The 12,650-nt window shown below is 64.7% G+C and carries 11 protein-coding genes, 2 tRNA genes and 1 pseudogene; 10 read left to right on the top strand and 4 right to left on the bottom strand.

Going from position 1 to position 12,650, the window contains the following annotated elements; all coding sequences use genetic code 11:
• Window positions 1–328: 328 nt before the first annotated feature.
• The 3 genes and pseudogenes from SJY11_RS12590 to SJY11_RS12580 all read left to right on the top strand — a co-directional run.
• Window positions 329–1,336: a hypothetical protein gene (locus tag SJY11_RS12590; protein WP_376986961.1), complete on the top strand. Its 1,008-nt coding sequence runs from the start codon at window positions 329–331 to the stop codon at window positions 1,334–1,336.
• 401 nt (window positions 1,337–1,737) lie between these two features.
• A complete protein-coding gene (locus SJY11_RS12585) occupies window positions 1,738–2,469 on the top strand; it encodes a hypothetical protein (RefSeq protein WP_376986960.1) in 732 nt (243 codons plus the stop codon).
• Between the two features lie 56 nt (window positions 2,470–2,525).
• Window positions 2,526–3,605 (top strand): annotated as a pseudogene (locus SJY11_RS12580) (recombinase family protein); the annotation flags it as partial.
• A gap of 291 nt (window positions 3,606–3,896) precedes the next feature.
• Here SJY11_RS12580 and SJY11_RS12575 read toward each other — a convergent pair.
• Together SJY11_RS12575 and SJY11_RS12570 are read right to left on the bottom strand one after the other, a co-directional pair.
• Window positions 3,897–4,202: a hypothetical protein gene (locus SJY11_RS12575; protein WP_376986959.1), complete on the bottom strand. Its 306-nt coding sequence runs from the start codon at window positions 4,200–4,202 to the stop codon at window positions 3,897–3,899.
• Window positions 4,167–4,251 (bottom strand) — tRNA-Tyr (locus SJY11_RS12570). The genes SJY11_RS12575 and SJY11_RS12570 overlap by 36 nt, the downstream gene beginning before the upstream one ends.
• 215 nt (window positions 4,252–4,466) lie before the next feature.
• Between SJY11_RS12570 and rlmB the strand changes: the two genes are divergently transcribed.
• Entirely contained in the window at window positions 4,467–5,297 is an 831-nt protein-coding gene (rlmB, locus tag SJY11_RS12565) for a 23S rRNA (guanosine(2251)-2'-O)-methyltransferase RlmB (RefSeq protein WP_376986958.1), read from the top strand.
• Window positions 5,298–5,309: 12 nt separating this feature from the next.
• Here the strand turns inward: rlmB and SJY11_RS12560 are convergent, their stop codons facing one another.
• Window positions 5,310–5,834, bottom strand: a complete 525-nt coding sequence (locus SJY11_RS12560; protein ID WP_376986957.1) for a hypothetical protein — start codon at window positions 5,832–5,834, stop codon at window positions 5,310–5,312.
• A 353-nt stretch (window positions 5,835–6,187) separates the two neighbouring features.
• On the opposite strand from SJY11_RS12560, the gene SJY11_RS12555 reads away from it, so the two are divergent.
• Window positions 6,188–7,861, top strand: a complete 1,674-nt coding sequence (locus SJY11_RS12555) for an MFS transporter (RefSeq protein ID WP_376986956.1) — start codon at window positions 6,188–6,190, stop codon at window positions 7,859–7,861.
• Window positions 7,862–8,029: 168 nt separating this feature from the next.
• Here the strand turns inward: SJY11_RS12555 and SJY11_RS12550 are convergent, their stop codons facing one another.
• Entirely contained in the window at window positions 8,030–9,109 is a 1,080-nt protein-coding gene (locus SJY11_RS12550; protein ID WP_376986955.1) for a sensor histidine kinase, read from the bottom strand.
• Window positions 9,110–9,387: 278 nt separating this feature from the next.
• On the opposite strand from SJY11_RS12550, the gene SJY11_RS12545 reads away from it, so the two are divergent.
• The 5 genes from SJY11_RS12545 (at window position 9,388) to SJY11_RS12525 (ending at window position 12,580) form a co-directional block, all read left to right on the top strand.
• A tRNA-Thr gene (locus tag SJY11_RS12545) sits at window positions 9,388–9,462 on the top strand.
• Window positions 9,463–9,496: 34 nt separating this feature from the next.
• Window positions 9,497–10,033 (top strand): hypothetical protein, encoded by a 537-nt coding sequence (locus SJY11_RS12540; RefSeq protein WP_376986954.1) that lies wholly within the window; start codon window positions 9,497–9,499, stop codon window positions 10,031–10,033.
• A 129-nt stretch (window positions 10,034–10,162) separates the two neighbouring features.
• Window positions 10,163–11,146: an MBL fold metallo-hydrolase gene (locus SJY11_RS12535; RefSeq protein ID WP_376986953.1), complete on the top strand. Its 984-nt coding sequence runs from the start codon at window positions 10,163–10,165 to the stop codon at window positions 11,144–11,146.
• 152 nt (window positions 11,147–11,298) lie between these two features.
• On the top strand, window positions 11,299–12,072 hold the full coding sequence (locus SJY11_RS12530; RefSeq protein ID WP_376986951.1) for an NAD kinase: 774 nt from the start codon (window positions 11,299–11,301) through the stop codon (window positions 12,070–12,072).
• Between the two features lie 85 nt (window positions 12,073–12,157).
• Window positions 12,158–12,580 carry a carboxymuconolactone decarboxylase family protein gene (locus tag SJY11_RS12525; protein WP_376986950.1) on the top strand — a complete coding sequence of 141 codons (423 nt, stop codon included), beginning with the start codon at window positions 12,158–12,160 and terminating at the stop codon, window positions 12,578–12,580.
• The last annotated feature ends 70 nt before the right edge of the window (window positions 12,581–12,650 follow it).

Below are 12,650 nucleotides of genomic sequence, written 5' to 3'. Positions count from 1 at the left end.
GACCGCTCCAACGACGTTCAGATCGTGGATGGCAGGAGTAAAGTCCGCATCCGGGAGTTCATTAAAATGGGAAACAAAATGGTGATCCAGATATCCACAGTGATCAGCGGTCAATGATATCTAGTGAGAGGCTTGCGTTCTGACGAATGCGACTACCATGACCATAAATCGTAAAATTTTATAGAATAAAGTATCTTTCCATTAATATTATTACCAACAACCGATCCTTTATTGCTTTCAAGGGCGAGGGCGAACGGGGGGCGTAGCCGCAAAATCGTATATGGTTTGTTCTCTGATTCGGCCTGATTTCGCCTTGAAAGGACACGTCATGACCAAATTCTGGAAGCGGCATCCCTACCTCGCGCCCAAGGAAATCCGCAGCAGAGCTCCGGCCGGTGACTTCATCAAAGTTCAGATCAATCCATCTGATCCCGGCCCCACCAATCCTTTCAAAGGCGGAGTAGCGGGCGCACCTCACCACACCGACCTTGAAAATGAGCTGCGCGCCGTCCAAGCGATCCAGATCGCCGACCTCGACGTTCTGGCCCAGGCCAGGGCCGATGCCATAGCCGTGCGCAATGAGATAAAAAAAAATCGTCCGGAGGCCTCGCCTTCCACAGTCGAGCTTTTGAAGGGGATCTACGTGGGTCCTGCGAATGAAGACACGCTGCTCCCCGATGGCCGCTCCCTATCGAAGAAGCGCGAGGCTAAAGTTCCTCCGACCCATCAAGGCTATCTTCTGACGAACCAGGCTCGATGCCTGGCCTCTAATAACGATATCGAAGGGCTTGACCGGCTCATCCAGCGCCAAAAAGCCAATATCGCCCTGGTCGGACGGGCTCGAGTTGCTGCAGCGGCAGGGCCGAGCGGGCTCCGTGCTATCATGAAGCAGGTGAATAATGGTAGCCGTCCCAGCGACGAGAACATGTCGAAGAGGATAATCGACAGTCCACCTGTCATGCGGATCACCGAAATGGCCAAGCTGTCTCGCATCACCGGCATCGTGGCATCCCGTATCTGGGTCCAGTATCATGGCGAACCCGGCAAGATCGACTATTATCGGCTTTTCGAACTCGCCGTTTTTGCTGGCCAGCTGGAGCGAGGCGAGCCTGCGCACCTACGCTGGGAGGTCGCGCGCTATCTCCTTCAAGAGCTGTATAGCCCCAGCGCCGGCAACATCCTGAAGGTGATCTGCTTTCCCAACGTCAGGAAAGTGAAATTCGCGCTCAGGTCGATCTACGATAGCATCGACGCATCCTACGGGCTCGCCGGACTCACGGGCGAGTTGATCCTCTGCCATCAGCAAGGCCAGAGCAAAACATTCCAAGCGCCGTGAACTAAAGCAGAATCCAACAATTTTGACCTCTTCCGATTAGATCCGTGGCGGCCTCGGGTCTCGCCAGTCAGCCTCTCCCTGGATCGGGGAGAGCGACGTGGTTACGGGTCGAAAACATCAACACCAGCGAGCGGAACTGGCGCCACGGCGCCTGGACCAGCCTGGCGTTGCTTCGACCTCCACCTACTCGAGCCCGCCGGTCGCGAAGGGATCTTCGCGAGCTGACGACCAACTTCGGGAGGTCATCCTCGAGAAGATCGATCCGGCTGACATCTCGACAGCTGAGCTCGATGTCCTGGAGCGATATTTCGACGACGTGATCGATGCGATCCTTCGTCGCGCTTCCAGCAAGTCCCTTTCGCATGACGGTTCAAGCAAAAACCCGACGAAAGGAAACGATAATGACCGAAGATGAGCTCAAGCGCACCTGGTATGTGTCGCGTCATGGCTACGAACGCGACTTCCTGACTTTCGTCTGGTGGGGCCGCGCCTTCAACGGGGAGGACGCCATCGCGCGGGGCGCGGCCCTCATGTCGGCTATCTGGAAGCTGCTGCGCCGGACGCTCAAAGCGCCCGAGATACCGATCCCCGACGGGTACCTCTATCAGTACCATCAGGACGAGATCGACTGCTTCGATGGCCGCGGCTATCGCATGCTGATCGACCCCAGCGTGATGTCGTCGATTGCGAAGGGAAGCGAGGCGGGCAGCGCCGACAGGCTCGACGTCAACTTGCTGGAGGTCCTGATCAAGCAGTTGGCCTGGTCAGATGAGACCGTTAGGCACCATGCGCTCAACATCGGCTCCGTGAAGATCCACGCCGAGTGGGTGCGTCAGGACGGTGAGGTCACGCTCGAGTTCTGGATGGTTGACCATAACAGCCGGATCTTCCTCGACGTCTCCGAGTTCACGGCCACGACGTTCCTTCTGATGCTGGCCCACGCCTGCGGTGCGCGGGGCCGCAAGAACTATTTCAAGTCGGTTGATTTCGTGCTCGACAGGTCGGACTTTATGATGCCGCAGGCGCGCCCTCCTCAGCACGCGGGGTGCATGCCCGACTTGCTGCCGGGCTATTTCGACCGGGCTGACCTGCCGGAGCTCAAGCTGCAGTACCAAGCTATCATTTCCAGGTAGAGAGGACAGATCAGGCGGCGAGCCGCGCTCGCCGCCTTTTGACCCAAGGACTGAAGATGCCTCGTAGGATCCGACGCCCCAGCAATGTCCCAATCGCGCCACCGGCAGCCTGCCGTGTGGTTTTGTACATTCGCGTATCCACTGACCGGCAAGCGGAAAACCGCCTATCTCTAGAGGAACAGCGGTCGCAAATGCTGGACTACTGCGCACGACACGGCTGGAATATTGTTGAGACGTACTGCGACGCTGGCGAGAGCGCGAGTTCTCTCAATCGCCCCGAGCTTCAGAAGATGCTCGCGCGCTGTCAGGACGGCACGCGCTCGGTAGACGCTGTTCTCGTGCACTCAATCTCGCGCGGCTTCCGCAAGGTCTTTGACCAGGAAAAGACGGTTCTTGAACTGGCAGCACATGGCGTCGCCGTTAGGAGCATGTCTGAAAACATCACCGATCCCCAAAGCGGTGAATTCGTCCGGCTGATGCTCGGCATCGCCAATCAGATGAAATCCAATGACGCGAAGATCGGCACGATGCGCGGCATGACAGCCACGGCCAAACTAGGCTTCTCGAATGGTGGCGTAGCCCCGCTCGGCTATCGTTCAGCCGATGCCGAGCAGATCGGGCGGGCGGTCAAGCGCAAGCTCGTCATCGATCCTGTCGAGGCTGAGATCGTGCGCCTCGTCTTCCAGCTCGCCACGTCGGGCGATGGAACGTCCGGCCGATTGGGCGTGCGCTCCATCGCTGAGCACCTCAACATGTCTGGGTACCGGACGCGGCGCGGTAACGAGTTCTATTCCAGCACCATCCATGAGATGCTGACGCGCGAGGCCTACACCGGCACGCGGCCGTGGAATACCTTCGACAAGAATGGCGTTCAGAAGGCGGACGACCAGATCGTTGAATACGCTGTCCCTCAGATCATAGCACCTGAGGTTTTCGACGCGGCGCAGCTTCTCCTGGCAGAGCGCCAGCCCTCGATCCGCGGTCCCCGCCTCGATGCGGCCCCGTCGCTCTTTGGCGGCCTGATCCGCTGCGGTTGTTGCGGCAAAGCGATGACGCCATCGAGCGGCACTTCTCAGAATGGAGGCCGTTACGGCTATTACCGATGCGCACGCGCCATCAACAAGGGCGCTGCTGCCTGCCAGCTGGGCAAACCAGTGCGCCGCGAGGAATCGGAACAGCGCGTGATGGCAGCCGTCGTTGCTTGGCTTGTCACGCCTGATCGCATCGCCAGCATCTTGACTGCACTTCAAGCCCGCCAGGCTGGACGGCAGACGTCAGTCCATCGGCGGGTCTCTGAGCTTCAACAGGAAGCCGCAGACGCGGAGAAAGCCCTCAGCAATCTCTATCGTGGCATTGAGAGTGGCATCCTCGACGCCGCCGAGCTCTCTCTGCAAAGTCGGTTCCGCGATCTTCGCAACCGACGAGATTTATCCAAGGCCGCGCTCGAACGCCTTCAGGCCAGCCTTGCCACGCAACCGGTATTTGACGCCGCCGTCATCCAAGAGTTCGTCGCTGCTCTGTCCGAGCGGCTCACCAACGGGCCGATCGAGGCCCGCAAGGCATGGCTCGGAGCCATCGTCGACGTCATCATCGTCGAGCCGAAAAAAATCCGCGTTGTTGGCAAGAACGACAACTTCGAAAAGACCTTGCGCAACCACGCCGCTGGTCGCGGCGTGGTTCGCAGTTCTGTTCGGGAATGGTGGGGGAAGCAGGACTCGAACCTGCGAAGGCATAGCCAGCGGATTTACAGTCCGCCCCCTTTGCCGCTCGGGACATTCCCCCGCCCGCGCCGCTTGCGGCGAGGCCGCAGGCGTCTCTCTCGTGTCACTGCTGTGACGGCGACAGGCGCGGCCGGACTTATGGTGACCGGGCCGCCCCCTGTCAACGCCAAAAAGCCGCCTGCCGCTCGGGCATGGCGAACAGCCCCCTCGATTTCCCGGCTGGTCAAGCCGTTGATGTCATGTCAGGGCATGCGGCAGCACCGCAGGAGAACCGTCATGCCAGCCCCGTTCCGCCCCAAACCGGATCGCGATCGGCCGCGCCGCGAGGGTCCGCGCGGCGACGGCCCGCGCCAGACCAGTCCGCGGCGTGCCGACGGCACCCTGCACCACCGCCCCGGTGATATCGACGAGGCGGTGCTCTACGGCGTGCACCCGGTGATCGAGGCCCTGCGCAATCCCGAGCGCCGCCACCGCCGCCTGCTCGCCACGGAGAACGGCCTCAAGCGCCTGCAGGAGGAGGTCGGCGACCTGCCGCTCGAACCCGAGATCGTGCGCCCGTCCGAGATCGACCGGCTGCTCACCCCCGATTCGGTGCATCAGGGGCTCTACCTGGTTTGCGATCCCCTGCCCTCGCTTGATCTCGACAGCCTGCCCGACGACGCCATCGTGCTGGCGCTCGACCAGATCACCGATCCGCACAATGTCGGCGCCATCCTGCGCTCGGCCGCGGCCTTCGGCGCCGCGGCGGTGATCGTCACCATCCGCCACTCTCCGGCGGCGACGGGCGTGCTCGCCAAGTCGGCCTCCGGCGCGCTCGAGCATGTCCCGCTGATCGCCGTGCGCAATCTCGGCGACGCGCTCGCCGAACTCGGCAAGCGCGGCTTCCAGCGCATCGGCTTCGATTCGGATGGCGAGGCCGCTTTCGAGGACGTCGCCCTGACGCGCCCGCTCGTCATGGTGATGGGCGCCGAGGGCAAGGGGCTGCGCCAGCGCTCGCGCGAACTCTGCGATCAGGTCGCGCGGCTGGAGGTGCCGGGCGCCATCACCAGCCTCAACGTCTCCAACGCCACCGCGATCGCGCTCTACGCAGCCAGCCGGCGCCGCTGAGCCGGCCCGGCCTCAGCGGCCGGGCACGATCAGCAGCAGCGCGCCCGTCTCGGCATGGGCGAAGCGCGTGCGCCGGCCCTGCCGCGGCTCGGGATCGCTGATCCGGATCACGCGGGTCGCCGGGCGGTCGCGCCGCCCCTCCAGCCGGTAGAGCGTCGGTTCCGGCGTCGGCGCGCGGGCAATGCCCATCCGCACCGGCATATGCTCGAAGGACTGGCGGTCGACAGGGCGCGGCGCATCGAGGGCGTGGGAGGAGATGCCGCCGGACGGGCCGCCCCAGGCACCCGGATAGCCCACCGCGGCCAGCGGGCCGCGTCCGAAGCGGCGGCCATGGCCATCGCGGAAACGTCCGGCATCGGTGCGGACCCAGCGCTCGCGGGTCAGGCGCTGGTGCACGGCTGCACCGCGTTGGACGTTCGGAGCGGCGGTCGCGAGAGGTTTGGTCGCCGGCCCTGCGGCCTGGGCCGAACCCCACCCACCGGGCAGGCAAAGGCCCATCATCATCAGGCCGAGACAGATCGTCGTGGCGCGCATCATGGCGCTCCTCCTCATCCGCATCCTCAGGCCTCCGCCACCGACTATAGGCAGATCGTCCTGTGGCGAAAGCGGATTCGTCGCCTCTGCGTCCCCCCTTGGGACGCGCCGCCCCCACGCGCGATGCCTTTCCACGACGCGCCGGCCGCCCCCTGAGACGATCGTCGTACGACGAACTGTGCAAGACCAAGTGCTTGATTGAACTTGAAATTTTCCGCGCGCATTGCTGTCGCCGACGGACTGCCGAGCCTCTGGTTTCGCCTCCGCCGAAGCCGAAATCACGTCGAACAAGGACGGTGGGCAGTCAGGCAGCGCGGAATCGTCCCGCTGCCCTGGACCTCGCAGGGAGAATCGCCATGAGCATGGCAGCGAACGTATCGGGGGCGAAGACGGCGCCACGCCCCATGACGAAGGAAGAGAAGCGCGTCATTCTCGCATCGTCGCTCGGCACCGTCTTCGAATGGTACGATTTCTACCTCTACGGCTCGCTCGCCGTGATGATCGGCGCGCATTTCTTCTCGGCCTTCGACCCCAACACCCGCGCCATCTTCGCGCTGCTCGCCTTCGCCGCCGGCTTCCTGGTCCGCCCCTTCGGCGCGCTGTTCTTCGGTCGCCTGGGTGACCTGATCGGCCGCAAATACACCTTCCTCGTCACCATCGTGATCATGGGCGCCTCGACCTTCCTGGTCGGCCTGCTGCCCAGCTACGCCACGATCGGCTGGGCGGCTCCCGTCATCCTGATCGCGCTGCGCATGCTGCAGGGCCTGGCGCTCGGCGGCGAGTATGGCGGTGCGGCGGTCTATGTCGCCGAGCATGCCCCTCCCGGCCGCCGCGGCTTCTACACCTCCTGGATCCAGACCACCGCGACGCTCGGGCTGCTTCTGTCGCTGCTCGTCATCCTGGTCATCCGCGTCAACATGGGCGAGGCCGATTTCGCCGCCTGGGGCTGGCGCATTCCGTTCCTGCTCTCGATCTTCCTGCTCGCCATCTCGGTCTGGATCCGGCTCCAGATGCAGGAATCCCCCGCCTTCAAGAAGATGAAGGAAGAGGGCACGGGCTCGAAGGCACCGCTCACCGAGGCCTTTGGCCAGTGGAAGAACGCCCGCATCGCGCTGATCGCGCTGTTCGGCCTGACCATGGGCCAGGCGGTCGTCTGGTACACCGGCCAGTTCTACGCTCTGTTCTTCATCCAGAGCATCCTGAAGGTCGATCTCTACTCGGCGAACGTGCTGATCGCCTGGGCCCTGATCGTCGGCACCGGCGGCTTCATCTTCTTCGGCTCGCTCTCGGACCGGATCGGCCGCAAGCCCGTCATCCTGGCCGGCTGCCTGATCGCGGCGCTGACCTATTTCCCGCTGTTCGGCGCCCTGACCAAGGCCGCCAATCCGGGCCTCGCCGCCGCGCATGAGAACGTCAAGGTCCAGGTCGTCGCCGACCCGGCCACCTGCGGCTCGGTGTTCGACCCGGTCGGCATCCGCACCTTCACCGCGCCCTGCGACGTCGCCCGCCGCACGCTGGCCACCCAGGCCATCGTCTACACCCAGGCTCCGGCGCCCGCGGGCACCCCGGCCAAGGTCACCATCAACGGCAAGGATCTCGCCATCGACGCGACCTTCGCCGCCACCATCGCCAAGGAAGCGGTCGCCGCCGGCTACCCGGCCCCGGGCGATGCGCGCATCGTCAGGACCGGCTTCTTCAGCGCCCTGTTCAGCGCGCAGTCGCTGACGGTCATCGGCATCCTGACCATCCTCATCATCTACGTGACGATGGTCTACGGCCCGGTCGCTGCGGCGCTGGTCGAGCTCTTCCCGACCCGCATCCGCTACACCGGCATGTCGCTGCCCTACCATATCGGCAATGGCTGGTTCGGCGGCCTGCTGCCGGCGACCGCCTTCGCCATGGTGGCCGGCACCGGCGACATCTATTACGGCCTCTGGTACCCGATCGTCTTCGCCCTCGCGACCTTCGTGATCGGCATGCTGCTCGTGCCCGAGACCAAGGACCGCGACATCACCACCCACGAGAATTGAGCGACGCTCGCCTCTCGACGACACCCGGGCCCCGCCTCACCCAGGCGGGGCCTTTTTGCCTGTAGCGGCTGAAGGCCTGCCGAGCTTCATGCGCCGGCCCAAGGCAGGGGCGCGCGCGCTGCAAAGGACGGTGTCTGATCTGCCCCGTCGGCGGAGCGACCAGGCGCGTTAAGACTGAGGCTTGCCGACCAAGGTGAACCGAACGCCGCCAGGGTCGAAATGGAGGCTGCCCTCACCCTCGAAATATGCGGCCACGATCCGCTCGATCAACCGGGAACCGAAGCCTCGATTGGCGGGCGCGGTCACAGCTGGCCCATCGCTCTCAAACCACTCGAAGACGAAGGCGCCGCTGGGCCTTGCCCATCTGATCCTGACGCGGCCATTCTCATTGGACAGGGCACCGTACTTGATGGCGTTGGTCGTCAGTTCATGGATCGCCAACGACAATCCGAGAGCTTCCTGAGGTCTCAGTGTGTCGGGAGCTCCGCCGACATCGATCCGGTGCCTGGCGTGCTGATGCGGCAAGATCGCCGCATCGACGACCTCTTGGACCTGAGCCTCCGTAAATTCGGTCTGCGTGAGGATATCCTGCGCCCTCGCCAACGCCTCCAGCCGTGCGCTGATGGCCCTCTGGCCTTCCTCAATGGAAGCAGCGTTGCGTAGGGTTTGGCTGACGATGGCCTGGACCATCGCCAACGTGTTCTTCATCCGGTGGGCGAGCTCCAAATTGAGCAACCGCTGTGCTTCCTCAGCGGTCTTCGCCAGCGTTATGTCGGATGCGGCCCCCATCCAGCTTGAGACGGCACCGGTCTCGTCGAACATCGGGACGGCTCTGGACTGTGCCCATCCGACCGTGCCGTCAACGCGGTTGACCTTGTGCTCGATATTGTAGGTATCCCGTTGCTCGATCGCGCGATTGATCTCGGCGCGAACGAGATCCTGATGCTCTTTGGGAATGTACTGCTCGAACCAGTTGCTGTTGCCGCTTTCCGTATCCGGGATGAATCCGCCGCCTTGGAGCTGATGCAGAACGCTCCAGTCCCCATTCAGCCGATAGCGAACTTCGGACGACGAACGGATCAGCGCGTCAAGCAGGGCGGTCGATTCCTTCAATTCCCGACGGCTTGACTCGCGCAGGGACTCCAACTGCGCATCCTGCTCAGCACAACGTGCAATGAGCTTGGCGATCTCTGCCAGATCGTTCTCAGGGGTCGTATTGTCTGGCAAGACGCCGTTGCTTTCACGCAAAAATCGATGTCTTGATCATACCTGCCTGGCATTCGGGTGTCGACATGCCGTGCAGTGTTTCGCTGTGCGCGCTGTCCGTCGCGTACTCAAGTTCTCGGCGTCGCTGTTAGCCGGCACATAACTGGATCGTCAGTGCGGAGTGTGCGGCGACGAGACCGGCACCACGCCAGGGAAATCGGCTGTTCAGGAAGAGAACCCAACGCTCTCGAGGCACCATTGGCTCCGTGCCTTTTCCAGGGTTGCCTCGGGGCCGCTTCGCTCCTAGAAGCGCCCCAGGGGCCGGCGTAGCACAGCGGTAGTGCAGCGGTTTTGTAAACCGAAGGTCGGGAGTTCGATCCTCTCCGCCGGCACCATTCGGGCCCGTTGCCCGCTCCGCGAAGCCTGGGCATGCACCCCACGCAGCGGATCGGCCTTGGTCGGGCCTCCATCTTGCGTAACGCAGACCCGACGGCTCGCAGCGACGATCGCTCCGACCTCCCCGCTCGAAACCAGGCCTGCATGCACCGCCCCGAACATCTGCTCGCTCTCGCCGATCGCTGCGAAGCCGCGCGCAAGCCCGACCGCACCCTCGACGCCGACATCTACGAGGCGCTGGGCTTCAATGTCCGGCGCAAGCCGAGCCATCTGGTCGGTCGCCGCACCCCGCCGGGCGGCATCTATCAGGAAGGCGCGCTGTGGAAGACGCTGGGCACGGTCAGCGCCAATATCGACGTCGCTGTTGGTCTGCTCCGGCAGAAGGCGCCCGACTGGCGCTGGAGCCTGCAATCCATGGCCGTCGACGAGACCGCGACGTTCCAGGCGCTGGTGGCCGAGTGCCAGGCGAGCGGGACCATCGGCGCGCTCACGCTCTGTGCCGCGATGCTGCGCGCCTTTGCCGGCCGCCGCGCCGTCGCCCCTGCGCGGGCCGAGGGTGAGCGCGGCTGACGGCGAACGCCGCCCTCACGAAAACTTGACCCCGTCGATGCCCTTGCGACAGCGCTCCGCCGTTGAACCGCGGCCGCCGCCCGCTAGGGTCCGACACCGGCTCCGCCCGAGCCGAGGGAGACAACAACCATGACCGACCTCCATCTGTCGCGCCGCGGCGTGATCGCCGGTGCGGGCGCCCTCGCCGCAGCCGCCACATTCGACCTGCCCGGGCTCGGCCCGGCCCATGCCCAAGGAGCTCCCGTGAACCAGGCCCCCGGATTCTATCGCTACAAGGTCGGCGACATCACGGTCACCGCCATCAATGACGGCTTCGCCCGCCGTCCGCTCGAGGGCTTCGTTCGCAACGCCGAGCTGGCCGACGTGAAGAAGGCGATGGAGCAGGCCTTCCTGCCCGCCGACGCCCTGCCGATCTCCTTCACCACCCTCGTCATCCAGAGCGGCGGCAAGACCACCCTGATCGACACCGGCAACGGCGATTCCGGCGCCCCGACCTCGGGCGCCTGGGGCGCCAATTTCAAGGCCGCCGGCTTCGACCCCAAGGATGTCTCGACCGTCGTGTTCAGCCATTTCCACGGCGACCACATCAACGGCTTCCGTCTCAAGAACGGGACCGCGATGTTCCCGAATGCCGAAGTCATGGTGCCTGCCGCCGAATGGGCGTTCTGGATGGACGACGCCAAGATGGGCGCCGCGCCCGAGGCCATGAAGGGCGCCTTCGGCAATGTTCGGCGCGTCTTCGCGCCCATCGCCAAGGATGTGAAGCAGTTCGAGGCCGGCAAGGAAATCCTGCCCGGAATCACCTCCGTCGCGGCCTATGGCCATACGCCGGGCCACACCACCTTCGCCGTCGCCTCGGGCGGCAAGTCGCTGATGGTGATGTCGGACACCACCAACCACCCCGCCCTGTTCGTGCGCAATCCCGACTGGTCGGCCGTGTTCGACATGGACGGGCCGCAGGCTGCGGCCACCCGCCGCAAGCTGCTCGACATGGTCGCCGCCGACAGGATGCAGGTCGCCTTCTACCATGCGCCCTTCCCCGCCACCGGCCACATCGCCAAGTCCGGCAACGGCTTCGAGATGGTGCCGGTGCAGTGGAGCACCGCGATCTGAGATCGCGACGACGAAGCGAGGCTAGCGAGGCCGGGGGAAACCCCGGCCTTTTTCGTGCCCGGCAATTCTGGACCTCGCCCGCTCGCGATCCGGACGCCGCCTGTGCTAAGGCGGGCCTGCGCCGCCGCGGCGCACTGCCTTCAGGACCCGTGATGCCCGAGCGCTTCCAGGCCATCTCCTTCGTCGCCAGCGACACGCCGGAGGCGCAGGCCGCATTGGCGAAACTGACAGGGCGTTACGGCAATGCCGATACCGCGGCCGCCGACGTGATCGTGGCGCTGGGTGGCGACGGGCTGATGCTGCAGACGCTCCACCGCTTCATCGGCACGGGCACGCCGATCTACGGCATGAACCGCGGCTCCGTCGGCTTCCTGATGAACGAGTTCCGCGAGCGCGGCCTGCGCAAGCGCCTGACCGAGGCGCAGCGCAGCGTCGTCCACCCGCTCTCGATGCGCGCCGTCGACGCCGACGGCACGGAGGTGCGGGCCGAGGCCATCAACGAGGTCTCGCTGCTGCGCCGCTCCTACCAGGCCGCCAAGCTCAGGATCTCGATCGACGGCCAGGTCCGGCTCGACGAGCTCGTCGCCGACGGCGTGCTGCTGGCGACGCCCGCCGGCTCCACCGCCTACAATCTCTCCGCCAACGGCCCGATCCTGCCGCTCGACGCCCCCCTGCTGGCGCTGACGCCGATCTCGGCCTTCCGCCCCCGCCGCTGGCGCGGCGCGCTGCTGCCGGACCATGCCAAGGTCACGATCGAAGTGCTGGAGGCCGCCAAGCGCCCGGTCAGCGCAGTAGCCGATCATGTCCAGATCGACAATGTCCTGCGCGTCGAGATCGAGATCGATCGCGATGTCGATCTCGTCATGCTCCACGACCCCGGCCACAGCCTCGACGAGCGGATCTTGCGGGAGCAGTTCGGGTATTGAGGGTCTCGGCCCGGGAAGCGATGGCCGCGGCGGCCGCGGCGGTCTAGCCTGCATCGACCCAGACAGCCCCGAGGACCTCTGCGCCATGAACCGAGACGGGATCACCGAGGCCGCGACCGACCTCGGCAAGGCCAGCTTCATGGCGACCTTCGGACGGCTGCCGGACAATTTCAGCCTTCTGTCCGAGCATGCGCCGGGCGCCTTCGCCGGCTACGGCCTGATCCGCGCCGCGATCATGCGCGACCGGGACGAGGGCGGCGCGCTCGACCTCAAGACCAAGGAACTGATCTTCGCCCTGCTCGACACGTTGATCGGCCAGAAGAACGGCGCCAGGAACCACGCGGCCGCCGCGATGAAACTCGGACTGACCCTGCCCGAACTGGCCGAGGGGCTGGTCCAGGTCATCATGGCCGGCGGCATCACCACCTGGAACGAGACCGGTGCCGACGTGATGCGCCACTGCGTTCAGCTCGAGGCACAGCGAACGGCGGAAACCGGCGAGACCTGATCCGCTCACAGAGAATGGCCCGCGCAGCGCCAGCATTGCCTAGGCCAGCCTGCAATGTTATATTCAGATA

The sequence above is a fragment of the Allobosea sp. R86505 genome (assembly GCF_042466375.1).
Lineage (GTDB): Bacteria > Pseudomonadota > Alphaproteobacteria > Rhizobiales > Beijerinckiaceae > Allobosea.
This window is presented reverse-complemented; position numbering and strand designations above follow the sequence as displayed.